Origin of the sequence: Flavobacterium sp. LS1R10 (assembly GCF_003968825.1) — a bacterium.
Taxonomy (GTDB): domain Bacteria; phylum Bacteroidota; class Bacteroidia; order Flavobacteriales; family Flavobacteriaceae; genus Flavobacterium.
In genome coordinates this window covers 100,496-124,153 of the sequence record NZ_RYDH01000008.1, presented here as the reverse complement: position 1 = coordinate 124,153, position 23,658 = coordinate 100,496, and the positions used below count along the sequence as shown (strand labels likewise).

Here is a 23,658-nt window from a genome sequence, read left to right as displayed (position 1 = left end):
GACAATCTACCCAAAACAGGGTGTATAGTCGCTACTTTATAGCGAGTATAGACAAGTTGCAAGAAACCTTATGAACAACGTTCGTGTAAAATTTCAACGTTCAGCCTACGAAATGGCTCTTATAAAAGACGAAATAACACCTAACGGAAGAAAATAAATTACTTGTAGCGGGCAGAAACCCATAAGGGAAAACAATAGTAGAAAATCTTTGACTGCCTTAACGTTCCAGAAGAACTTGCAAAGATTGAAGCACAATACTTTTTAAAATGAAAAAATTATTTTTAACATCAATTTTGACTATCGCTTTATTTTCTTCGGTAGTAGCACAACAAAAACTTGTAGAAGATTGTAAAATGACTATTAAAGACAATACAACAGGGAAAAGTTATACTATTACAGTTCACGGAACTAGCTGTGCAGCCCTAATAAAAGCAATGATTCAATAATTTTATATTATGAGAAATAAATTTATAATTTTAGTCCTATTTTGTAATTGTTTATTTGCAGAGTCATATGCAAATAATAGAGAACATAATATTAAAGAGTCTATGGAAGTTATGGACTGTTCAGGGAATTTCATGATTGACGGAAAGTCTTACACAATCACCTTGCACGATCAATCATTATGGACTTGCGCTAAGTTTAAAATAGGGAGTTGGTTTCAATAAATAATAATGAAAATTAATTTTAATTACTAAAACAGATTGTCTAAATGGCTTACTGTTAAATTATTTAACAAAAAAACTTTTAGGCAATCTTTTTTTTACAAAAACATTTAAAAAGATGAAAAAATACATACTGTTTATAAATTTTTTGATTGCGTTTACTTCATATTGTCAAACCAATGCAAAAATAACTTATAAATCTTTACTTTTAAAAAACAGTTATGCTCCAATTTATGAAGAACTCATAATTAACGGAAATCAATCAACATATAGTTTGATAAAAAAGATAAAACCTGAAAGTGCTATTGCAAATGAAGAAACTGGAATTACGACTTTAAATAGAAAATGGCCAGATAGCATACATCCATTTATTCTTGTAAATTATAAAAAAAAAGAAATTATTTCTAAAGTTTATCTAACTGAAAACGATGGAGAAAGCTTTAAAGAATACAATATTATAGAACCTTTTAGCATAAAGTGGGTTTTGCATCAAGAAACATCCCAAATAAAAAATTATAATTGCAAGAAAGCTACCACTAAATTTAGAGGACGAGTCTATACAGCGTGGTACACTGAACAAATTCCGCTACCTGTTGGTCCGTGGAAATTCTCAGGTTTACCTGGGCTAATTTTAAAAGTGCAAGATGATAAAGGGGAGGTTAGTTTTATAGCAGAAAATATTAAAATACCTCATAAAACTACTTTGAAAATACCTAAAACTATTTATACAAACAATATAACAATTAATACTTATTCCACATTACGAGATGATTATGATAAAAAATCAGAAAAAATATTTAGAACAAAATTATTAGCAAAACTTCCACGAGGTGCATCTATTGAAATGACAGAAGATGACAATAATGAAATAGAAAAGAAAATTGAATAGCAATGAACTCTAAAAATTGTATATTAATGTTTTTAATTACAATCAGTATAAATTGTTATTCTCAATGGAATATAATTGGAAAGGTAGGAGACAATAAAAAAAAACCTGCCTTTTTAATAAATGTAGTCTTAAAGAAATCAACTGATTTAAGTATTATAAATTATACATTCACCAATGAAAATGGTGATTACGAAATTCACAACATTCCAAATGGAGAGTATTTTCTTGAATTTTCGAGTATTAATTATGAAAGAAAAACAATTCCTCTACTTATTAACAATGAATCAATCGTTTATAACATAAATCTTGTTGATGAAGTTACCATTTTAGATGAAGTAATTATCACTTCCGAAAAACCAATTACTATCAAAAAAGACACGATTTCGTTTCTTGCAAAGTCATTTATTCAAGGCAATGAGCAAGTGATTGAGGATTTACTAAAAAAAATTCCAGGCCTTAATATTACATCAGATGGAACTATCAAAGTAGGCAATCAAGAAGTGGAAAAAGTAATGATTGATGGTGATGATATGTTCGAAAGAGGTTATAAAATTTTGACTAAAAACATGCCTGTAAACCCAGTAGAGAAAGTAGAAATCTATCAGCATTATTCAAATAACAAACATCTAAAAGGAATAGAGAATAGCAATAAAGTAGCACTAAATTTAACCCTAAAAGAAGATGCAAAGCGTGTTTGGTTTGGCAATATTTCAGCTGGTTATGGTTTGGGGTCAGAAAATCGTTATGAAGTTAGAAGTAATTTAATGAACTTTGGAAAAAAAAATAAATATTATTTTTTAACAAATATCAATAATATTGGCGAGGATGCCACAGGCGAAATTAACAATTTAATAAGACCTTATCGTTTTGATGAACCTGCAAGTATTGGCGATGACCAAACAGCAAATACATTGTTAGGTTTAGGTATTGATACGCCAAACTTAAAACAAAAAAGAGTGAATCTCAACAATGCCGAAATGCTATCTTTAAATAGTATTTTTACACTTTCTGATAAAATTAAACTCAAAATTTTAGGTTTTCTTAATACTGATGAAATTGATTTTTTCAGAAATAGTTTGCAGCAATTTTCTGTTGAAAATACAACATTTACAAATACCGAAAATTTTGTGGGCAGAAAAACACAACTCACAGGCTTTGGAAAAGTAGATTTAACCTACGATATTACCAAAACTAAAACTTTTGCATATACAGGAAAATTCAATAAAACCAACGAAAAAAACAGAAGCGATTTGTTATTCAACAATGATTTACTAAACGAACGTTTAAATGCAAACAACCAACTTTTTGACCAAAAAATAGTTTTTACTAACAAATTCAAAGAGAATAAAGTTTTTTTACTTTCAAGCCGATACATCAACGAGAAAACGCTACAAAATTACTCAGTTAATCAGTTTATTTTTAATGATTTGTTTACAGAAAACGCAAATAACACCAAACAATTCAGCAAAAACAAAATGCAGTTTGCAGGGTTGGAAGCTCATTTGTTAGACAAAAAGAGAAATGGCGATTTGTTAGAACTAAAAATCGGCAATCAGGTACGAATTGATGATTTAAACACTAGTTTTGAGTTGTTGCAAAATGAAAACAATCTCGCTTTTCCAAATGGGTATCAAAATAACTTAACTTATACCACAAACGATTTGTATTTATCCGCTAAATATGATTTTAAATTAAAAAATTTCACTTTATTAACCCAATCAGATTTTCATCAATTATTCAATCAATTAGCAAATTTTGAAGAAAAAACCACTCAAAATCCTTTTTACATTATGCCAAAAATTGGGTTAGATTGGAAAATTAACGACAAAAACAAAATCTTAACATCCTATTCTTACAACACTACAAATGCAGGCGTTTTAGATGTATATTCTGGATTTGTACAAACAGGTTTTCGTTCTTTTTCAAAAGGTCTAGAGGAATTTAATCAGTTGAATTCATCAAGTGCCGTTTTAAATTATACTTATGGCAGTTGGGGCGACAAGTTTTTTGCCAATACGTTTATTCTATACTCTACAAACAATGATTTTTTTAGCAATAATTCTATCATTGCTCAAAATTATTCACAATCCGAAAAAATCATCATCAAAGACCGTGAATTTTTGTCTATTTCTTCAAGCATCGACCGTTATTTTAAACCTATAAAGTCCAACTTAAAAATCAATTTAGGAGCAAACAAAACTAATTTTAAAAATATCGTAAACAATTCAAATTTAAGAGAAGTTAAAAACTTCAATGCGGATTATGGTTTTGAATTGCGTTCTGGTTTTAGAGGTTTTTTTAATTACCACATTGGCTCAAAATGGAATTACAACCAAGTAGAAACTACCATAAAAAATTCATTTACAGATAATATGAGTTTTTTAGATTTATCGTTTATGTTTAGTGATAAATTTAATATTCAGTTACAATCTGAACGCTATTTTTTTGGAAATTTAGATAAAGACAATAACAAATATTATTTTTTAGATTTAGAAGCGCGTTATGTGGTTAAAGAAAATAAACTTACGTTTTTTCTATCTGGTAATAATCTTTTCAATACAGAAACATTTCGGAATTACAGTATTTCTGACATTAATATTTCACAAACCGAATATAGATTAATGCCAAGATATATGCTATTAAAAATGGAATATAGGTTTTGAAAATAAACAATCGTAACAAAGTAAACAAGAAAGGCATCTTGCAACAGCCGTTTTGATTTAGTCTGTGATTTAGTGGAATTAACGTTTCGCATCATGTTTTCGTTAAGTCGAAAATGGAGCGGTTACGAATTTCCAGCCATCTCAAAGTGGCATAACGTTATGCCTAATTTTAGGACAAAAGAAATGAACGATAATACAACATATACACCTGACGAACTTTTTGAAATATTTAAAGAACAGCATAGACTTTGCAGTCCACTTGACATAATGGCCAATGAAACTTTTGTATTAACAAAGGAGACCTTAATTTATGAATGGCGTGATGCTCAAGATTTATTGCCTTGGGATGAACTTGCTGAATTTTTAAATCAAGAATTCAGAATTAATGTGCCATTAAAAACTTGGGACAGAATCTTAAATCCTGATGACAAAAAAACTCTGGGAGAACTTTGTATCTTTTTATCAACTATTGCTGAAAAAGAAATAATCAAACCTATTAAAATTTTAGGTGCGGAATGTTTAACAACAGCAATTTTTATAACATTAAAGAGAAATCTAAAAAACAAAGGTGTTGATGTTTCCAACTTGAAACCTTCTACAAAAATTGAAGAGTTTCTAAACGTAAACAAGAATTTTTCTCCACTATTGGAAGAAGTAACTTTAACTGGTTTAAAGACTTTTGACAAGCTTGAATATGGGAAATTAGAAAATGAAAGACGATTTAAATATTGGATTGACAAAATATTTCCGAACTGGATATACAAAAGAAGTATAAAGACTGGAAATATTCAAACATTCCGAGATTTGGTTGAGAGGATTGTTGACGATAAAAAACTAGGCATAACAGCTACTAAAACGGATTTGGGCATTTAGCTGAATGGGAAAATGGTTTTGTATTTGTGAATATTTGGCAAATCCGAAAATAGGACTTAATTTAGTCACAAACCCGCTGTAGTAGCGGGACGTTATATGATATTTTAAACCAAAAAAACCCCGATCGCGCGGATATCTGATTTTTCGGACAACGATAGCGCGGATTTGCAATCCGTGCCCACAAAGAGAATGATTCAGCAAGAAATTGTGCCCGTTTAGAGTGTGAAATAGAAGTGGTTTTATTAGAATTATTTCGATATTGTTTACGGACACGGATTGCAAATCCGCGCTATCGAAGCTAAAAATTATCATCAAAACTGTCCAATTTGAACCGGAATGAGGTGTTCACTTTGCTCCGGAATCACCGGTCCAGTTTGACCCGGAATATCTATAAAGCAACTTTTGCCAGAACGAATTTTAATTGTAGTTTAAATCACAGGTATTTACTCAATGAGTAACAAAATACAGTTCGTTTAGAGATTTTTAGACGAACTGACGTTGGCAGTAATCTCAAAAAAATCCAGAAATCGAAAAAGAATAGTTTCCAATTTTGAATTTGATTATATTTGCAATTATGAATAAAAACCTTTACATAATTGCAGGTTGCAACGGAGCAGGGAAAACAACCGCTTCTTTTACTATTTTACCTGATATTTTAGACTGTAAAGAATTTGTAAATGCTGACGAAATAGCGAAAGGATTATCGCCATTTCAGCCCGAAAAAGTTTCATTTGAAGCTGGAAGAATAATGATAAAGAGAGTTAATGAACTTCTTGAAATTAATGAAAATTTTGCTTTTGAAACTACTTTAGCTACCAAAAGTTATAAGTCAAAAGTAATAAAAGCTCAGAGTAAAAATTATACTGTTACTTTACTTTTTTTTTGGTTGCAAAACGTAGATTTGGCAATTGAAAGAGTAAAAACACGAGTATTGGAAGGTGGACATAATATAGAGACAGAAGTTATTCGACGTAGATATAAAAACGGGATTAAAAACTTATTTGAAATTTATCTTTCAATAGTTGATGAAGTTATGATTTTTGATAATTCAGGAGGGAAACCTGAATTGATTGCTGAAAAAACTTTAGAAACAGAAATAAACATTTTAAATGAAATGAAATTCGATAAACTTAAAAAATATTACAATGAAAAAGCATAAAAGAACATTAAATCAAACCAAGATTTTAGAAGGAATGGATAAAGTTTATGAAAAACTAATCGAATTCAAAAAGAAAATGAATAGCGAATTGATAATATTGAAAGATAACCAAATCGTAAGACTAAAACCGTAAATATTTGCACTTCTGCCAGCAGCTAGGGTTTCGTTGCGTGCGCAGCACGAAAAATCAATTATAATCACCGAATACCAACAAAAATAAATTCAATGAGGTAAATCCGGGTTGAACAGCCTGTCCCGTTTTTACGGGAGAACCGATTGTACGTCCGTCAACGCTATGCTCTTATCGAAAAAAAATTAGAGAAAATTATAAGAGGCAAGCGAGCCTCTTTTTTTGTAGCGTGGTTTCAGCTTGTTTTTTTTCGTGTTTTTCATCACTTTTGAGCACAAGTTCCCTTACCCATCCCGCTAATTAGCGGGACAGGAATTTGAACTTTGGCTACCGCCAAGATACCAAGCAGGTGGACCTCGCTGGTCAAAAACCGCTATCCGATGTAAATTGCCCGTTTTACAACACGGACATTTAGGCATAAAGGTCTTTTTCTCTGCTTTTTCTAACACTTTTACTTTGAGCTTTTCTTGTAGAAGCTTTAGTTTTTTTCGTTTCCAGGTGCTACTCAAAAATCCATAATGCCGTATTTTTACAAAACGTTTGGGCAAAATATGCAACGAAAATCTTCTAATAAACTCCTTATGCGTGAGCGTCATTTGTTTTTTAACGCCCGCTACTCGGTAATCCTTGTAAACAAAAGTTACGTTTTCATTGTCAATGCTTTTAATTCGATTGTTACTAATGGCAATTTTATGAGTGTAACGTCCTAGATATCCCCGATCGCGCGGATATCTAATTTTTCGGACAACGATAGCGCGGATTTGCAATCCGTGCCCACAAAGAGAATGATTCAGCAAGAAATTGTGCCCGTTTAGAGTGTGAAATAGAAGTGGTTTTATTAGAATTATTTCGATATTGTTTACGGGCACGGATTGCAAATCCGCGCTATCGAAGCTAAAAATTATCATCAAAACTGTCCAGTTTGAACCGGAATGAGGTGTTCACTTTGCTCCGGATTTGTTCGTATTCAGTGCAATCTCCTAAAAAAGATGGCTTTATATTTTGGGACTCTAAAAACAATTTTTAACCCTTTTTACGGACTGTTATATTTTAATATTCATAAGCGAATTTTGCCAGAACGAATTTTAATTGTAGTTTAAATCACAGGTATTTACTCAATGAGTAACAAAATACAGTTCGTTTAGAGATTTTTAGACGAACTGACGTTGGCAGTCATACACACTTGCGACGGAAAAAATAGAAATCCCATTTCGGGAACTTTTTTTTATTATCTTTGAAAAAAATTAATACATTTGAGAGTAGTAGCTAAAAAAATATTAAAAGACTTTTGGGAGATACATGGTGATTGTGAACAACAATTAAAATCATGGTTTCAAGAAGCAAGTACAGCTGAATGGAAAAACCCAAACGAAATAAAGTTAGATTATCCTAGTGCTAGTATTTTAAATGACAATAGAATAGTTTTCAATATTAAAGGAAATAATTACAGATTGATAGTTAAACTAACTTATGAATATCAAATGATTTGGATTCGATTTATTGGAACGCATGCAGAATATGACAAGATTAATGCAAATGAAATTTAAATATTATGGAAATTAAACCTATAAAAACAGAAAACGATTACAATCAAGCTTTACAAAGACTTGAAATAATCTTTGATGCAAAAAATGGCTCTCCTGAAGGAGACGAACTTGAGGTGCTCGGTATTTTAATTGACAAATATGAAAATGAAAAATTTCCTATCAGCTTACCAGACCCCATTGAAGCAATTAAATTTAGAATGGAGCAAATGGGTTACAACCAAAATGATTTAGCAAATATTATAGGTCTGAAAAGTCGTGCAAGCGAAATTTTAAACCGAAAAAGAAAGCTTTCTTTGGAAATGATAAGACAATTACACGAAAGGCTTCATATACCAACTGACGTTTTAATTCAAACTTATTAAAAGTACGACTGCCAACAGCTAGGGTTTCGTTGCGTGCGCAGCACCAACAATGAATTATAATCACCGAATCCAACAAAAATAAATTCAATGAGGTAAACCCGTGTTGAACAGCCTGTCCCGTTTTTACGGGAGAACCGATTGTACGTCCGTTAACACTATGGAGTTGTCGTAAAGTTTTTAGAGAGAATTACAAGAGGCAAGCGAGCCTCTTTTTTTGTAGCGTGGACATGCTAACTTCACCAGCATAAAAAGTTAAGAAACTAGGATACAAAATAAAGTCCCAAATAGAATCGCTATGCGACACATTTCTTAGTCAACGAAACGGATTTACGTTATATTCGGGAATTATTAGAGCGCAATAGTAGAAAAACTCACAGCCAATGAAGAACCAAAAGCATTCAGCAAATAAAAAGTCATTTTGATGATTTGTAATAAAAGATTATCAATACATTTGGAAAGGCTAGGCTATTCAATAGCAATTACAGACGAGCTGCCAATACTTATAGATCCTTTACGATTTTAAACTTTTCAATTTTTAAAAATAAATCTTATGAAATCCAAACAAATTCTTTTTTTGATATTATTTATTTCCACTTCGCTTTTTGCGCAAAGCACAGCACCACAATTAGATAAAATTAAGCAGCAAGATCTAAAAGATGATTTATATGAACTGGCCGGTGACGCCTTTAAGGGACGAAGAGGAGGTGAACTTGGCGAAATGCGAGCTTCTGTTTGGGTGGCTCAAAAGGCCCGTGAAGCTGGCCTTAAACCTGCAGGCGAAGATGGAACCTACTTCCAATTCTTTAATCTGAAACGCAGCCGTTTGGCCAATAGTAGTACTGTTAGTGTAAATGGTAAAGCACTTGATCTTTGGAAAGAGATTTGGCCAACTAATTTGGTTGACACTACCCTAGAAGGCTCCGTAGTTTGGTTGGACAAAATACCGGATAATACTGTCGATCTGAAAGGCAAAATTGTAGCTATGAATATTATGCCTCCAACCCCCATTATTCAAGACTGGGTGAGCCTCTGGCAATATCGTTATACCGCTTCTGCCATGAACCAGCAGGGAAAAGAACTCCTCAGCCGCGGTGTTACTGCTATAATTTTTGTTGCTGATGATACTGTAGAATCACTTATCTCATTTACGGGATTTCATTATCAAGAAGGAAGTTATGGAATAGAAGGTGCCCAATCCTCTACTGCAGCTACGGTACCAATTATATTGGCAAGTAAACAGTTAAAGAATATGTTTTCTAAACAAGGCGCTTATTTAAAAACTACTTTGAAGGTAGAAAATTTTGACTATCCTTCTATTAATGTTGTTGCTAAGGTTGATGGAACTGATCCTAAACTCAAAGAGGAATATGTTTTATTCAGCGGTCACCAGGACCATGACGGAGTAGGACCTGCAGTTAACGGGGATCCTATCTGGAACGGTGCTGATGATAATGCATCAGTAACGGTAGCGATGCTTGCAATAGGGAGTGCGTGGAGTACACAACCCGCTAAGCGATCGGCTTTATTTGTGTGGCACGGATCTGAGGAAAGGGGTTTATTGGGTTCTCGCTATTTTGTTAGCCATCCCACCGTTAAACTGCCCTCCATAGTTGCTGTTTTAAATGGCGATATGATAGGACGCAATGCACCTGATTCTGCTGCACTATTGGGCGCAACAGAACCTCATCTTAATTCTTCTGACCTTGTAGCTATCACTTTAGCAGCTAATAAAAGTATTGCCAACTTCAAAGTAGATACTTCTTGGGATGCTGCAGATCACCCAGAGAATTGGTACTTCCGAAGCGATCATCTTCCCTATGCTCAAGCTAATGTTCCAGCAATATTTTTTACCACCTTGTTACACCCTGACTACCATACCCCCTTCGATAGCCCAGATAAAATTGACTACGTAAAACTTACTAAGATGGCAAAGTGGATCTATGAAACCGGATGGAGAGTTGCTGAAAGTGCCAAACGTCCTGCTTTAACTATTGAAATAAAAAAATAAAAAATAACTACTTATTATGTTCTTAATAGACAAGCCATTTGTTTCCGATTTTCTTATCAAAACAATAAAAGATAATAATTATAAAATAATTGCAACCAAAGTAGCAAAAGAATTGGTAAAAGATGATTCTTTGGCATGGATAGCCGAAGAGAAAGCAATCACTTTACTAAAAAATAATCCAGAAATTTCTCTTTATAGCAATTCAGAGAACGCATTAGCTTGGATCGACCAATACTATGGAGAAAGTGAATTATCAAGTCAATTACAAGTTTTAAAAAATAAAGTAAAGTTTAGAGAACTTATAAAAGAGTTGTTTCCCGACTTTTATTTTAAGCAAATAAGTATTGAAGAAATCCAACGATTGTCCGATGATGAAATTCGGTTCCCTTTTGTAATTAAACCTGCTGTTGGTTTCTTTAGCATAGGAGTTCATATCGTAGAAAATGAGAAAGACTGGGTAAAAGCTAAAAGTGAGTTACAACCTGATAAACTTAAAAGTATATTTCCTGAAAATGTATTAAACACAAGTAATTTTATTATTGAAGAATTTATTCGTGGAGAAGAATATGCAATCGATTATTATTACGACAATAATGGAGATGCTGTTTTGTTAAACGTTTTACACCACCTCTTTTCATCCGGAACAGACACAAGTGATCGGGTTTATTCAACATCCAAAGCAATCATTGAAAAGTATAAAATTGATCTTGAATATTTTTTAAGTAAAATTGGTAAAGAGTTACATTTAAAAAATTTCCCGGCTCATGCAGAAGTCCGCATAGATGAAAATGGAAAAATAATCCCCATCGAAGTAAACCCTTTACGCTTTGGTGGATTTTGCACCACGGCCGATCTTCTAGGAGTAACTTTAGGATTTAATGAATACAAATGCTTTTGTGAAAACAAAAAACCAGACTGGGATACTATATTTAAAGGAAAAGAGAATAAAACATTTAGTGTCATTATTTTGGATAATAATTCGGGAATAATCCCTTCGGATATTTTAGGATTTAACTATTCAGGTCTTGCTAAAGATTTTGAAAAACCGATAGTAATTAGAGAATTAGATATAAATAAATATCCTGTTTTTGGATTTGCCTTTATTGAAAGTGCTGCCAGTAATCAAAAGGAATTAAATGACATCCTAACCTCTGATTTAAGAAAATATATAGTATTGAAATAAGGAAAATTTTAAAGTGAACATGCTGACTTAGCCATCATAGAGAGTTAAGAAATAATCTTAATTTTAATCTATGAAACAAGTGCGCAAAATTTACGAAAAAGCTTTCAAAGAAAAAGCTGTCCAAAGCTAGACTTGGTTGCGTGGCACAATAGAAGCATCTGCGCTATTTTACCTTTCAGCAAATTCCAAAAAAAGCCCCAATCGGGGCTTTTTACATATAACAAATTCAAGTTTTTATTTACTCAAATACATTTTTCTTCTGGAGTACAATTCGTAGAACTGATCGTCTTTCAAGTCATCAATAAACAAGATGCTTTCTCCTGTTGATTTCATTTCTGGTCCTAATGCTTTGTTCACATTATGGAATTTACTGAAAGAGAACACCGGTTGCTTGATGGCATATCCTTTTAATTGTGGGTTAAAAGTAAAATCGGTTACTTTATTATGCCCTAACATTACTTTAGTCGCATAGTTCACATAAGGTTCTCCATACGCTTTCGCAATAAAAGGAACCGTACGAGACGCTCTAGGATTTGCTTCAATGATATAAACGATATCATCTTTTATCGCAAACTGAATGTTGATCAAACCAACGGTTCTCAAAGCCAACGCAATATTTTTGGTATGGTCTTTTATTTGTTGCATTACAAATTCACCTAAGTTAAACGGTGGCAAAGTAGCGTTACTATCTCCAGAGTGCACTCCGCAAGGTTCGATGTGCTCCATAATTCCTATGATGTACACATTTTCGCCATCGCAAATCGCATCAGCTTCCGCTTCAATTGCACCATCTAAATAATGGTCTAAAAGCAATTTATTTCCTGGAATCGTTTTCAATAAATTGATTACGTGCTCTTCCAGTTCTTGTTTGTTGATTACAATTTTCATTCCTTGACCACCCAACACATACGAAGGACGAATCAATAATGGAAAATCTAAAGTATCCGCCAAAGCTGAAGCTTCATCCGCTGTTTCAGCGATTCCAAATTGTGGAAAAGGAATTTTTAAATCGGTCAACAATTCTGAGAAACGACCTCTGTCTTCGGCTAAATCCAATGCATCAAAACTCGTTCCTATAATTTTAATACCGTATTTAGACAGTTTTTCGGCTAGTTTCAGGGCCGTTTGACCTCCTAACTGCACAATTACCCCTTCTGGTTTCTCATGTTGGATAATATCATAAATATGCTCCCAGAAAACCGGTTCGAAATACAATTTATCTGCTGTATCAAAATCAGTCGAAACTGTTTCCGGATTACAGTTGATCATAATCGTTTCATAACCACATTCTTTGGCGGCAAGCACCCCGTGAACACAAGAATAATCAAACTCGATTCCTTGTCCAATTCTATTTGGGCCTGACCCAAGAACGATTATTTTCTTTTTATCGGTAACAATACTTTCATTGTCAACGTAACGGGTTCCGTCCGCTTTTTCTATTTCGGCTTCAAAAGTCGAGTAATAATAAGGCGTTTTTGCTTTGAACTCCGCTGCACACGTATCCACCAATTTGAATACACGATTGATGTTCATTGTAGTTCGCAGCGTATGTACCTGGCTTTCCAAGCAACCTACCATGTGAGCAATTTGTCTGTCGGCGAAACCTTTTTGTTTGGCTTCTAATAGCAATTCTCTGGGTAAAGAATCCACTTTATAAGTAGAGACTTCTTTCTCTAACGTATAAAGCTCTTCGTATTGTTTCAAGAACCACATGTCGATTTTAGTGATTTCATGAATGCGACTCAATGGAATTCCCATCGCGATAGCATCATAAATCACAAAAACACGATCCCAACTCGCAAAAGTCAGTTTCTCGATAATTTGTTCGTAGTTTGTATATCCTTTTCCGTCAGCACCCAGACCATTTCTTTTGATTTCTAATGATTGAGTCGCTTTGTGCAATGCTTCTTGGAACGAACGTCCAATTCCCATTACTTCCCCAACAGATTTCATTTGAAGTCCTAACGTTCTGTCAGCTCCTTCGAATTTATCAAAGTTCCAACGTGGAATTTTTACAATCACATAATCCAAAGTTGGTTCGAATAATGCCGAAGTCGATTTGGTAATTTGATTTTGCAGTTCATCTAAGTTGTACCCCAAAGCTAGTTTGGAAGCGATTTTTGCAATAGGATATCCCGTTGCTTTTGATGCCAAAGCAGAGGAACGAGATACACGAGGATTGATTTCAATCGCTACGATGTCTTCCTTATCGTCAGGAGAAACGGCAAACTGCACGTTACAACCTCCGGCAAAGTTTCCGATACTTCTCATCATCAAGATTGCATAATCACGCATTCTTTGAAAAGTCGTGTCAGATAATGTCATTGCTGGCGCCACAGTGATGGAATCACCGGTATGGATTCCCATTGGATCCATATTTTCGATAGAACAGATAATCACAACATTATCGTTTTTATCTCTCAAAAGCTCCAATTCGTATTCTTTCCAACCCATTAAAGCCTTGTCAATCAAGACTTCATGAATAGGAGATGCTTCTAAACCTCTAGTTAAGAGTTCATTAAAATCTTCTTTTTTATAAACAATAGCCGCTCCTGTTCCACCTAAAGTAAACGAAGGACGAATTACTAATGGGAAACCAAATTCCTGAGCAATTTCTTTTCCTCTCAGATAAGACGTACATATTTCTGCTGGAGCAGATGGCACACCGATTTTTTTAAGCAGTTGTTTGAACTGTTCTCGATCTTCGGTAATATTAATAGCGTTAACATCAACGCCAATTAATTTCACGCCAAAATCCTGCCAAATCCCTTTTTCATCGGCTTCTAAACAGAGATTTAAAGCCGTTTGCCCTCCCATTGTAGGTAGGACTGCATCAATCTGAGGATGTTCTTTTAAAATTTGAATAATCGATTTTGTCGTTAAAGGCAATAAATAAATGTGATCCGCCATTGAAGGATCGGTCATGATTGTTGCCGGATTCGAGTTGATCAAAATAACTTCGATTCCTTCTTCACGAATAGAACGTGCAGATTGCGATCCCGCATAATCAAATTCGCATGCTTGACCAATAACAATAGGACCTGAACCTATTATTAAAACTGATTTTATGGATGTATCTTTTGGCATTGTGTGTAATTATAGTGTTGTGTAGTTGTTGTTTTGAAAAGATTAAAATTACTGAACTCAAATCTTTTAACTGTAAATCTTAAACATTTTTTAACGATTAGGTATAAAAAAAGGCGATACTAAAAAAAGTAACGCCTTATTTATGTTTATACAAACATTATTTTTTGTGTCTTGGTTCGCAAGAAACAGTCAATTTATGTCTTCCTTTAGCTCTTCTACGCGCAAGAACTTTTCTTCCATTAGCAGAAGCCATTCTGTCCATAAATCCGTGCTTATTTCTTCTTTTTCTTTTCGATGGTTGAAACGTTCTTTTGCTCATTGCTTTGTATCTTTAAAATCTTATTTATATGTCTTCCTATTTTTGAATAACTGTTATTCTAAAACCGAGTGCAAATATACAAAGACTTTTTTTTCTCACAAGTAGTTTTGTAAAAATATTTTCAATTCATTTTACTATATTTGTCATCTTAAAATAATCACACTATGTTTCACAGAAATATTAAACTTATTATCGCCGGACTTATTATAGCTACTGGCATTTGGCAATTTAAAGAAAGTAATATTGGGAATGGAATATTCCTTATATTATTAGCTGTAATCCCTATTTTCCTTTACTTCAAAAACGAATTCATCTTATTAGCCTTCTTAAAACTACGAAAACAAGATTTTGAAGGTGCCAAAAAATGGTTGGCGTACATCAAAAATCCGGAAACGGCTTTGATACAAAAACAGCAAGGCTATTTTAATTACCTGCACGGGATCATGCTTTCGCAAACGAATATCAATCAAGCAGAGAAATATTTTAAGAAAGCCATTGAACTCGGATTATCAATGGACATGGACTTGGCTGTAGCCAAATTGAATCTGGCCGGAGTTGCCATGACACGTCGTCGTAAACTTGAAGCCACTTCCCTATTGAACGAAGCCAAAAAATTAGACAAACAGAATATGCTGAAAGAGCAGATTACTATGATGAAACAACAAATGAAGAAAATATAGTTTTTATAATTATCGAAAAAAAGGTCAAATGATACACATTTGACCCTTTTTCTTTGGTATATATCCTAATTTTTGGAATAAAACTGCTTCATGTTTTCTTATATCAATATCCGTTATTAATACTAAATTGATAAAATTAGCCACAGATTAAAAAGATTCAACTGATTTCTTAAATACAAAATAAAATCTGTGCGAATCTTTGAAATCCGTGTCAAAAAAATGCTTGGCACACTTTGCGGACATTTCTATTTTCTTAAATGCCTTATATGGTTCAAAAAAATCAGTTAATATCCTTTTAACGGAATATCGATTTGGTATTTCTTACCGGTATCATTTATTAATTTTGTTTCTCTAAGCCAAGGATTATGAATTTTCAAAATCTTATAGTTAATCCCTTGGCTTTTTGCAAAATCAGCTAAATCTGCAATCGAACTGTCAATTTCTATTTTCCGAGTGGGCAGCGTTGCGTATAATTCTTCGGGAGCAATCCTAAAATTGTATTTTTCTGGATTTTCCATAATTTCTTTCAAGGCTAAAATTCTGAAAACATAGCGGGACGTTTCTTCGGTAAGTAACAAATCATAATAATTCGATACTTTTTGAATCTCAATTTGTTTGTTTACTCCTGTCATTCCGCCATTATACGAGGCTGCTGCCAAAGTCCAACTGCCAAATTTACCTTTGGCACTCAAAAAATAACTGCACGCTGCCTGGGTTGATTTCTCAAGATCATAACGCTCATCCACATTTTCATTGACTTCCATGCCGCGTTCTTTGGCCGTTTCCGGCATAAATTGCCAGATTCCCCTTGCCCCTGCCGGAGAAACTACATTCACTAATCCACTTTCAATAACGGCCAAATATTTGAAATCATCCGGAATACCGTTCTTTTTTAGAATAGGCTCAATTACTAAAAAAGCACGACTGGCTCTTTTTATTGCCAAAATTGTAGAAGCATGTAAATTGACATTCACCTGTAATTCCCGGTCAAATCGTTCCTTGACATCTGCTATTTTCAACGGAGTTGCTTCCCCTGAAAAATTCAGTTTTTCAGGAAAAAAAGATGCCGATTCTCTTTTTAACACTTTTTCAACGTCCGGATTTGTAGTGGCAAAAACTAATATCCCACTCGCAAAAACTACGGTAAGCACTAGAATCACTTTATTCATTACTTTCATCTTTTCTTTTTTTATACCTTTAGAGTAGTTGCGAAAGTGCGTTTGTTTCTTTTTTGGTTTCCAATATAATGGAAGGCAAATTTTCATTCAACCATTTGTATTTATTCAAAATCATAATATGTGTTCCTCCTTTTACAACGATACAATTCTTAATATATTTGATCGGGAAAACATCATCTGCGTCTCCATGAATATGAATCACGTCTGGGTCTGCAACTGTTCTGTCCCAAAGAACAACCTGCTCTACTGCCCAATTCAAATAGCGAATGTCCCGAACCGAAAGGAATTTTTTATACAATTTTAATCTTTGATTCACTTTTTCTCCAAACGAAAATTTAGCCAGGTTTTCCAGATTCAAAATCAAACTCATAGGAATCAGCTTATAAGCCTTCGTTGTTTTAGCAATTTTTAATCGGCGTGGAAATTCTAAATTACTTTTGACACTCGAAATGATAATCACTTTTGAGACAGCTATACATCTGGCGATTTCCTGAACCAAAATACCTCCAAATGAAACACCTATCAAAACGGGATTTTTATGCTTGATTTTCTTAGCTATCCTATTGGCATAATCCATCAGCGCTTCATTGTCCAACGGAATCTCCCACTCTAATAAATGGATCTCAAAACGATCTTCCGGAAGTGCAATTCGTTCAAAAATAGCGGTACTTGCCGCTAATCCTGGCATTAAATAAACTGGAATTTTACTCATAATTGTTTTAACGATTTTATAACAACATTCCCCTTTTTTATAGCGAATTTTGTATAAAATTAATTTTTTTATTGGAACCTGCTGTAACTAAGTAAGTCGAAAGTTTAAAAGTCGTAAAGTCAAAAGAATTAACTTTAAGCAAAATAGCTTTAAATCAGATTGTTACATAATTTTATCCTGATTTTAAAATACGACATTATACCATGGTTATTACTTATCATCTTATATTATTAAATAATTTATGACTACACAACTATTTGAATCAAACACTAGGGGCAAAGCTGATTTTGGCTGGCTAAAAGCCAATTTTTCTTTTTCTTTTGGAAATTATTTCAATCCGGAACGTTTGCAATTTGGAATGTTACGTGTTTTAAATGATGATATCATCAAGGGCGGAATGGGTTTTGGGACTCACGGTCATGCCAACATGGAAATTATCACCATTCCTCTTGAAGGCGGCTTGAAACATCGTGACAGCATGGGAAACATAGGTGTCATTGGTTTTGGAGAAGTTCAGGTAATGAGTGCCGGGACTGGAGTAGAACATTCTGAAATGAACGCAAGCCACATAGACGAAGCCAAAACGCTACAGCTTTGGGTCTTTCCTGACAAAGAAGAAGTTACACCAAGATACGACCAAAAATCATTTGATATTGAGAATCAAATCAATACCTTTGTAAATATCGTTTCGCCAAATGATATGAATGATGGCAATGCACTTTGGGTTTACCAGAAAACCTTTTTTTATTTAGGAATTTTTGACAGCAACACTCGTTCGACCTATCAGGTTCGAATTCCTAATAACGGTGTGTACTTATTTTTAATCGAAGGCGAAATAGAAGTTAACAACCATGTTTTGAAGGCAAGAGATGCCATGGGAATAACCGATTTTGAGACATTTGAAATCAAGATTATTACCAAATCAAAAATACTTTTGGTAGAGGTACCAATGAATTAGCGTTAATTATTATGGAGGCAGCAATCACTATGGAAATCAAAGACAACACTTTTGCAAGACAATTTGAAACTATGGTCGACGAAGGATTAGTTTCTGTTGAATATTCGTTTCAGGAGAAAAAAATATTTTTGACAAAAATAAATGTACCGGAATCCTTTGAAGATGAGGAATTCATTTCTAAATTTCTAAAAAACATTATGGAAATTGCGATAGAACGAAAATTTAAAGTTGTTCCTATCCTTCCAAAAATAGTTGTTTTTTTTAAAAAGAACCCTATTTACAAAGAGTTGCTTCCTCCGGGAATCAGACTCTAAAAAAAAGAGGCTATATTCTTGAATACAGCCTCTTTTTTTATGCAGATTTTCAAGCGATTACTTCTCTATCTCTCGCATACTGTCCATTTTTTTGTGCGCTAGGAAACCCGCAATATCCTCAAAATGTTCCACTACTCTTTTGTTTCCAAACTCAAAAACCTTAGTGGCTAATCCGTCTAAGAAATCCCTATCGTGAGAAACGATAATCAATGTACCATCAAAATCGCGCAAAGCCTCTTTGATGATGTCTTTGGTTTTCATGTCCAAATGATTCGATGGCTCATCCAGAATCAATAAATTCACCGGTTCCAATAATAATTTAATCATTGCCAAACGGGTTTTCTCTCCTCCGGAAAGCACTTTCACTTTTTTGGTTACATCATCGCCCTGAAACATAAAAGCCCCCAAAATATCTTTTATTTTAGTTCGAACATCCCCCACGGCAATGTCATCGATGGTTTCAAAAATAGTCGCATTTTCATTTAATAAAGAGGCTTGATTTTGAGCAAAATAACCAATTTGGGCGTTATGGCCAATTTCTAAACTACCACCATTGATTTCGATTTGTTTCATAATGGCTTTGATCATCGTCGATTTTCCTTCTCCATTTTTCCCTACAAAAGCCACTTTTTCGCCTCTTTCGATCACCATATTTGCATTCGAAAAAACAACATGCTCTCCATACGATTTTGATAAATCTTTTACAATTACGGGATATTGACCGGAGCGAGCAGCTGGTGGAAATTTTAGTTTCAAAGCAGAAGTATCTACCTCATCTACCTGAACGATAACGAGTTTCTCTAACATTTTTACACGGGACTGTACAGCATCCGTTTTAGAAAAAGTTCCTTTAAAACGATCAATAAAAGTCCTGTTATCCGCAATCATGCGCTGTTGCTCGTCATACGCTTTTTGCTGATGCACACGTCTGTCTTTTCTAAGTTCTAAATAATGTGAATACTTGGCTTTATAATCATAAATACGTCCCATTGTAACTTCGATGGTGCGATTCGTAATATTATCGACAAAAGCTTTATCGTGCGAAATAACCACAACCGCTTTGGCGGAATTAATCAAAAAATCCTCTAACCATTGAATACTTTCAATATCCATGTGATTGGTAGGCTCATCCAGCAAAATTAAATCTGGTTTTTGCAAAAGGATTTTGGCTAATTCTATTCGCATTCTCCAACCACCAGAAAATTCCGTAGTTTGACGGTTAAAATCTTCGCGAACAAATCCCAGACCAAGTAGAATTTTCTCCACTTCGGCTTCATAATTTACTTCTTCAATAGCATAAAATTTCTCGCTTAAGTCAGAAACTCTTTCGATCAATTTCATATAAGCATCACTTTCATAATCGGTGCGAATCGTCAATTGTTCATTGATTTCATCGATTTCGGCTTTCATACCAAAGATTTCACCAAAGGCTTTCGAAGTTTCTTCCATCACTGTTGCGCCATCTGTAGTCAATAAATGCTGAGGCAAATACGCTACTACGGCGTCTTTTGGCGCTGAAATATTCCCAGTTGAAGGCTTACTTTGACCCGCAATAATTTTAAGCAGTGTCGATTTTCCTGCTCCATTTTTACCCATTAGGGCAATTTTATCATTTTCATTTATGGCAAAAGAAACATCACTAAAAAGTGTCGTTCCACCAAATTGTACGGAAATATCGTTAACTGTAATCATTATTTATTTGTTGATTTGGTAATTCGGTTAATCGGTTAAATCAATTAAACGATTTTTTAAAAGTGCAAAGATAGATTAATTAAGTACTTTGTTTACTATAAAATAAAAGCTTGCAGAAAGAGAATAAAAATTCTGTTCCTGCAAGCTTTTAAAAAGAAATACTCAAACTAAGTAATAACCATGGTATAATGTCGTATTTTAAAATCAGGATAAAATTATATAACAATCTGATTTAAAGCTATTTTGCTTAAAGTTAATTCTTTTGACTTTACGACTTTTAAACTTTCGACTTACTTACGCTTCTTTATTTGTATTGATCTCGTCCCATAATGGCGCATTCATAACACCAATATTTTGTGGATTAAACACTGGATTCTTACCTTCTTTTCTTTGTTTTTCGTAATCTTTTAATGCTGCGAGAGCTGGTTTTTGCAACAGCAGGATTGCAATAATATTACACCAAGCCATAATCCCCACACCAATATCACCAATATTCCAAATCAATTTAGCTTCATTGACACAGCCATACATAACCACTAGTATCATCACCACTTTTAACACGCGATTGAACATGTGCGAATTTATCTTTCTGGTCAAGTACGAAATATTAGTTTCAGCAATATAGTAATATGCCAAAATAGTGGTGAAAGCAAAGAAAAATAACGCAATAGCTACAAAGAAAGAGCCAAAACCAGGAAAAACACTATCCATAGCGCTCTGTGTATAGCCTGTCCCAGCAGTAACATTTTGCGCTCCCTCGTACAAAAATTCAGTGGCCCCATTTGTACCTAAGACCGGGTTTTCTACATTATATTTACCGGTAATCAGCAACATAAAACCGGTTGCACTACAAATCAATAATGTATCTATATAAACTGAAAAAGATTGCACTAAGCCTTGTTTTACCGGATGCGACACATTTGCAGCAGCGGCAATATGCGGTGCAGTACCCTGTCCCGCTTCATTAGAATAAAGTCCTCTCTTTACACCCCACTGAATTGCCAATCCAATAACGGCTCCAAATCCGGCTTCCTGATTAAAAGCACTTGTAAAAACCAAAGAAATAACGCCCGGTAGCTCGCTAAAGTTCATCCCTATTATCACAACTACAAGCAAAATATAACCAATGGCCATGATAGGAACCACGATCTCAGTCACTTTTGCAATTCTTTTTACCCCACCAAAAATAATCGCTCCAAACACAAGAGCAACAACAACGGCGGTAATTCTAGTATCAAGATTGAAGGCATTCTCTAAACCTTCAGCAACCGAATTGGACTGAATACCGGGCAGCAAGATTCCTGCAGAAATAATAGAAACTATAGCAAACAAGATGGCAAACCACTTAACACCCAAGCCTCTTTCGATATAAAAAGCAGGACCTCCTCGAAACTGTCCCAAATGTTTTTCTTTGTAAATTTGCGCAAGAGTCGCCTCTACAAATGCGGTACTCGCACCCAAAAAAGCAACCATCCACATCCAAAATAAAGCACCCGGACCACCAAAGGTTATTGCTGTAGCCACTCCGGCAATATTTCCCGTACCAACCCTGCCGGCCAAAGACATGGATAACGCTTGAAAAGACGAAACACCAGATTCTGAACTTTTGCCATCAAACAGCAAACGAAACATTTCCTTAATGTGCCGCAGTTGAAGAAAACGAGTCCGAATAGAGAAATAAAGCCCCGTTCCTAAACATAAAATTATTAAAGGCGTACTCCAAACTATTTCATTTATCATTCCAACAATCTCTTCCATATATTCCATTTATATTAATAATCCGACCAATTAATTTGTATAAAACTATAACATTAAGCCAAAGAAAACTAACTAAGAGCCCTCTAAAACCCAAACAAACTCTTAATCCACTTAAAACCAACGGCTGAAACAGCGTCTTATTTGTATTCAAAAAAAGATGTATCCATTCTCTTTTTCTTGTTTTTATAAAGAATCCATTTTTATTCCATTAAAAAAAATGCTCCATTCAATTGAATGGAGCATTTTTTTGTTTTAAATAATTCTGACAGCTTAGCGAAAGTAATTATTCCTTCCTCCACTTTTTAGTTTCTTCAAAAACATGTTCAAGAATAGCCGCTTCTCTTTCATCAAAAGCTACGTTTCGGCGACTCATTACCAGTCGAGCTGTTTCAAATGCTTTCTTGGTAATATAGGTCGTAAAACCGGAAGCCCCACCCCAAGAAAAACTCGGTACAAAATTGCGTGGAAAGCCGCTGCCAAAAATATTAGCACTTACGCCTACTACCGTTCCGGTATTAAACATCGTATTAATTCCGCATTTGCTGTGATCTCCCATCATCAATCCACAAAACTGAAGTCCCGTTTTAGCAAATCCTTCGGTTTCGTAACTCCATAATTTTACTTCTTCATAATTATTTTTTAAGTTTGAATTGTTACTATCCGCGCCAATATTACACCATTCGCCAAGAACAGAATTCCCTAAAAAACCATCATGTCCTTTATTCGAATACCCAAACAATACCGAATTATTAACTTCGCCTCCAATTCTGGAATGCGGACCTACGGTTGTTGCTCCGTAGACTTTGGCAGCCATTTTTACAGTTGCATTTTCGCACAAGGCAAAAGGACCTCTGATGACAGAACCTTCCATAATTTCAGAATCCTTACCTATATATATGGGACCTGTTGAAGCATTTAAAGTAACAAACTCTAACTTTGCGCCTTCCTCGATAAATATATTTTCGGGAGCGATGACGTTGACACTTTTTGGAATGGGCTGTGACCTGCGGTCTTCGGTTAAGATTTCGAAATCTTCCCGAATGGCGGCATCATTTTTCGAAAAAATATCCCATGTATTTTGAACCGTCAAACAATCGTCCTGAAATTCTATAATTTCATAGGAATCAAAATCTACTTCTTCTTGTTCTTCAGTGGTATAAAAAGCAATCACTTCATCTGCTCTAAAAATGGCCTGATTGGGTTCCAGATTACTAATCATTTCTACCAAAATAGCATTGGGCAGAAAAGAAGCATTGATCATCACATTTTCTTCTAGTTCCACCATTGGGAATTTTTCAGACAAATAGTCCTCCGTCAAAGTAGTTGTGGTAGAGCCTAAATGCATTTCCCATTTTTGACGAATGGTCATAATCCCAATAAGAATATCCGCAACAGGACGTGTAAACGTAAAAGGCAGTAAGGCGTTTCGAGCGGGACCGTCAAAAAGTATGTAATTCATATATTTTTTTTTAAAATGTATC

Annotated in this window: 20 protein-coding genes and 1 pseudogene; 13 read left to right on the top strand and 8 right to left on the bottom strand. The window is 34.3% G+C overall.

The features are described from left to right. The first annotated feature begins 266 nt into the window (after positions 1–266). From EKL96_RS13445 to EKL96_RS14345, 6 genes are all read left to right on the top strand, one after another. Complete coding sequence (locus EKL96_RS13445) at positions 267–446, top strand: hypothetical protein (protein WP_126463233.1); 180 nt, start codon at positions 267–269, stop codon at positions 444–446. 337 nt (positions 447–783) lie between these two features. After that, complete coding sequence (locus EKL96_RS13440) at positions 784–1,554, top strand: GLPGLI family protein (RefSeq protein ID WP_126463231.1); 771 nt, start codon at positions 784–786, stop codon at positions 1,552–1,554. 26 nt (positions 1,555–1,580) lie between these two features. Further along, positions 1,581–4,217, top strand: coding sequence for a carboxypeptidase-like regulatory domain-containing protein (locus EKL96_RS13435; RefSeq protein ID WP_126463229.1), 2,637 nt, complete (start codon positions 1,581–1,583; stop codon positions 4,215–4,217). A 183-nt stretch (positions 4,218–4,400) separates the two neighbouring features. Beyond that, positions 4,401–5,090 carry a hypothetical protein gene (locus tag EKL96_RS13430; protein ID WP_158614829.1) on the top strand — a complete coding sequence of 230 codons (690 nt, stop codon included), beginning with the start codon at positions 4,401–4,403 and terminating at the stop codon, positions 5,088–5,090. Positions 5,091–5,664: 574 nt separating this feature from the next. Continuing rightward, entirely contained in the window at positions 5,665–6,249 is a 585-nt protein-coding gene (locus EKL96_RS13425; protein ID WP_197037222.1) for a zeta toxin family protein, read from the top strand. Next, positions 6,236–6,382 carry a hypothetical protein gene (locus EKL96_RS14345; protein WP_197037221.1) on the top strand — a complete coding sequence of 49 codons (147 nt, stop codon included), beginning with the start codon at positions 6,236–6,238 and terminating at the stop codon, positions 6,380–6,382. Before EKL96_RS13425 ends, EKL96_RS14345 begins: the two co-directional genes overlap by 14 nt. A 293-nt stretch (positions 6,383–6,675) precedes the next feature. On the opposite strand, the pseudogene EKL96_RS13420 reads toward EKL96_RS14345, so the two are convergent. Continuing rightward, positions 6,676–7,092: pseudogene (locus EKL96_RS13420) on the bottom strand (transposase); the annotation flags it as partial. Between the two features lie 540 nt (positions 7,093–7,632). On the opposite strand from EKL96_RS13420, the gene EKL96_RS13415 reads away from it, so the two are divergent. The 4 genes from EKL96_RS13415 to EKL96_RS13400 all read left to right on the top strand — a co-directional run bounded on the left by EKL96_RS13415 (position 7,633) and on the right by EKL96_RS13400 (position 11,479). Continuing rightward, entirely contained in the window at positions 7,633–7,926 is a 294-nt protein-coding gene (locus tag EKL96_RS13415; protein WP_126463225.1) for a type II toxin-antitoxin system HigB family toxin, read from the top strand. Positions 7,927–7,931: 5 nt separating this feature from the next. Continuing rightward, positions 7,932–8,288: a type II toxin-antitoxin system HigA family antitoxin gene (locus tag EKL96_RS13410; RefSeq protein ID WP_126456257.1), complete on the top strand. Its 357-nt coding sequence runs from the start codon at positions 7,932–7,934 to the stop codon at positions 8,286–8,288. A gap of 550 nt (positions 8,289–8,838) precedes the next feature. Beyond that, the gene (locus tag EKL96_RS13405) at positions 8,839–10,296 is read left to right on the top strand and encodes a M28 family peptidase (protein ID WP_126463223.1); all 1,458 of its coding nucleotides are present in this window, start codon (positions 8,839–8,841) and stop codon (positions 10,294–10,296) included. A 16-nt stretch (positions 10,297–10,312) separates the two neighbouring features. Next, on the top strand, positions 10,313–11,479 hold the full coding sequence (locus EKL96_RS13400; RefSeq protein WP_126463221.1) for an ATP-grasp domain-containing protein: 1,167 nt from the start codon (positions 10,313–10,315) through the stop codon (positions 11,477–11,479). Between the two features lie 234 nt (positions 11,480–11,713). Here the strand turns inward: EKL96_RS13400 and carB are convergent, their stop codons facing one another. After that, positions 11,714–14,566 carry a carbamoyl-phosphate synthase large subunit gene (gene carB, locus EKL96_RS13395; protein WP_126463219.1) on the bottom strand — a complete coding sequence of 951 codons (2,853 nt, stop codon included), beginning with the start codon at positions 14,564–14,566 and terminating at the stop codon, positions 11,714–11,716. A gap of 157 nt (positions 14,567–14,723) precedes the next feature. Then, positions 14,724–14,885 carry a 50S ribosomal protein L34 gene (gene rpmH, locus EKL96_RS13390; protein WP_007136275.1) on the bottom strand — a complete coding sequence of 54 codons (162 nt, stop codon included), beginning with the start codon at positions 14,883–14,885 and terminating at the stop codon, positions 14,724–14,726. 164 nt (positions 14,886–15,049) lie between these two features. On the opposite strand from rpmH, the gene EKL96_RS13385 reads away from it, so the two are divergent. Beyond that, positions 15,050–15,565: a DUF2892 domain-containing protein gene (locus EKL96_RS13385; RefSeq protein WP_126463217.1), complete on the top strand. Its 516-nt coding sequence runs from the start codon at positions 15,050–15,052 to the stop codon at positions 15,563–15,565. Between the two features lie 284 nt (positions 15,566–15,849). Here EKL96_RS13385 and EKL96_RS13380 read toward each other — a convergent pair whose 3' ends face one another. Both EKL96_RS13380 and EKL96_RS13375 read right to left on the bottom strand, forming a co-directional pair. Continuing rightward, complete coding sequence (locus EKL96_RS13380; RefSeq protein ID WP_126463215.1) at positions 15,850–16,743, bottom strand: lytic transglycosylase domain-containing protein; 894 nt, start codon at positions 16,741–16,743, stop codon at positions 15,850–15,852. Positions 16,744–16,762: 19 nt separating this feature from the next. Next, on the bottom strand, positions 16,763–17,455 hold the full coding sequence (locus EKL96_RS13375; protein ID WP_126463212.1) for an alpha/beta hydrolase: 693 nt from the start codon (positions 17,453–17,455) through the stop codon (positions 16,763–16,765). A gap of 241 nt (positions 17,456–17,696) precedes the next feature. On the opposite strand from EKL96_RS13375, the gene EKL96_RS13370 reads away from it, so the two are divergent. Further along, the gene (locus EKL96_RS13370) at positions 17,697–18,413 is read left to right on the top strand and encodes a pirin family protein (RefSeq protein WP_126463210.1); all 717 of its coding nucleotides are present in this window, start codon (positions 17,697–17,699) and stop codon (positions 18,411–18,413) included. Between the two features lie 29 nt (positions 18,414–18,442). Further along, complete coding sequence (locus EKL96_RS13365) at positions 18,443–18,727, top strand: GNAT family N-acetyltransferase (RefSeq protein ID WP_126463288.1); 285 nt, start codon at positions 18,443–18,445, stop codon at positions 18,725–18,727. A gap of 57 nt (positions 18,728–18,784) precedes the next feature. On the opposite strand, the gene EKL96_RS13360 is transcribed toward EKL96_RS13365, so the two are convergent. The 3 genes from EKL96_RS13360 to EKL96_RS13350 all read right to left on the bottom strand — a co-directional run bounded on the left by EKL96_RS13360 (position 18,785) and on the right by EKL96_RS13350 (position 23,636). Further along, a complete protein-coding gene (locus EKL96_RS13360) occupies positions 18,785–20,419 on the bottom strand; it encodes an ABC-F family ATP-binding cassette domain-containing protein (RefSeq protein ID WP_126463208.1) in 1,635 nt (544 codons plus the stop codon). 294 nt (positions 20,420–20,713) lie between these two features. Further along, complete coding sequence (locus EKL96_RS13355; RefSeq protein WP_126463206.1) at positions 20,714–22,177, bottom strand: alanine/glycine:cation symporter family protein; 1,464 nt, start codon at positions 22,175–22,177, stop codon at positions 20,714–20,716. 283 nt (positions 22,178–22,460) lie between these two features. Further along, entirely contained in the window at positions 22,461–23,636 is a 1,176-nt protein-coding gene (locus tag EKL96_RS13350; RefSeq protein WP_126454386.1) for a GlmU family protein, read from the bottom strand. Positions 23,637–23,658: the final 22 nt, after the last annotated feature.

Excerpts from the sequence above, each read along its gene's own strand:
- EKL96_RS13435 (WP_126463229.1), top strand. The coding sequence starts at position 1,581 with ATGTTTTTAATTACAATCAGTATAAATTGTTATTCTCAATGGAATATA.
- EKL96_RS13425 (WP_197037222.1), top strand. The coding sequence starts at position 5,665 with ATGAATAAAAACCTTTACATAATTGCAGGTTGCAACGGAGCAGGGAAA.
- EKL96_RS13440 (WP_126463231.1), top strand. The coding sequence starts at position 784 with ATGAAAAAATACATACTGTTTATAAATTTTTTGATTGCGTTTACTTCA.
- EKL96_RS14345 (WP_197037221.1), top strand. The coding sequence starts at position 6,236 with ATGAAAAAGCATAAAAGAACATTAAATCAAACCAAGATTTTAGAAGGA.
- EKL96_RS13430 (WP_158614829.1), top strand. The coding sequence starts at position 4,401 with ATGAACGATAATACAACATATACACCTGACGAACTTTTTGAAATATTT.
- EKL96_RS13370 (WP_126463210.1), top strand. The coding sequence starts at position 17,697 with ATGACTACACAACTATTTGAATCAAACACTAGGGGCAAAGCTGATTTT.
- carB (WP_126463219.1), bottom strand. The coding sequence starts at position 14,566 with ATGCCAAAAGATACATCCATAAAATCAGTTTTAATAATAGGTTCAGGT.
- EKL96_RS13385 (WP_126463217.1), top strand. The coding sequence starts at position 15,050 with ATGTTTCACAGAAATATTAAACTTATTATCGCCGGACTTATTATAGCT.
- EKL96_RS13380 (WP_126463215.1), bottom strand. The coding sequence starts at position 16,743 with ATGAAAGTAATGAATAAAGTGATTCTAGTGCTTACCGTAGTTTTTGCG.
- EKL96_RS13400 (WP_126463221.1), top strand. The coding sequence starts at position 10,313 with ATGTTCTTAATAGACAAGCCATTTGTTTCCGATTTTCTTATCAAAACA.
- EKL96_RS13355 (WP_126463206.1), bottom strand. The coding sequence starts at position 22,177 with ATGGAAGAGATTGTTGGAATGATAAATGAAATAGTTTGGAGTACGCCT.
- EKL96_RS13365 (WP_126463288.1), top strand. The coding sequence starts at position 18,443 with ATGGAAATCAAAGACAACACTTTTGCAAGACAATTTGAAACTATGGTC.
- EKL96_RS13445 (WP_126463233.1), top strand. The coding sequence starts at position 267 with ATGAAAAAATTATTTTTAACATCAATTTTGACTATCGCTTTATTTTCT.
- EKL96_RS13350 (WP_126454386.1), bottom strand. The coding sequence starts at position 23,636 with ATGAATTACATACTTTTTGACGGTCCCGCTCGAAACGCCTTACTGCCT.
- EKL96_RS13410 (WP_126456257.1), top strand. The coding sequence starts at position 7,932 with ATGGAAATTAAACCTATAAAAACAGAAAACGATTACAATCAAGCTTTA.
- EKL96_RS13405 (WP_126463223.1), top strand. The coding sequence starts at position 8,839 with ATGAAATCCAAACAAATTCTTTTTTTGATATTATTTATTTCCACTTCG.
- rpmH (WP_007136275.1), bottom strand. The coding sequence starts at position 14,885 with ATGAGCAAAAGAACGTTTCAACCATCGAAAAGAAAAAGAAGAAATAAG.
- EKL96_RS13360 (WP_126463208.1), bottom strand. The coding sequence starts at position 20,419 with ATGATTACAGTTAACGATATTTCCGTACAATTTGGTGGAACGACACTT.
- EKL96_RS13375 (WP_126463212.1), bottom strand. The coding sequence starts at position 17,455 with ATGAGTAAAATTCCAGTTTATTTAATGCCAGGATTAGCGGCAAGTACC.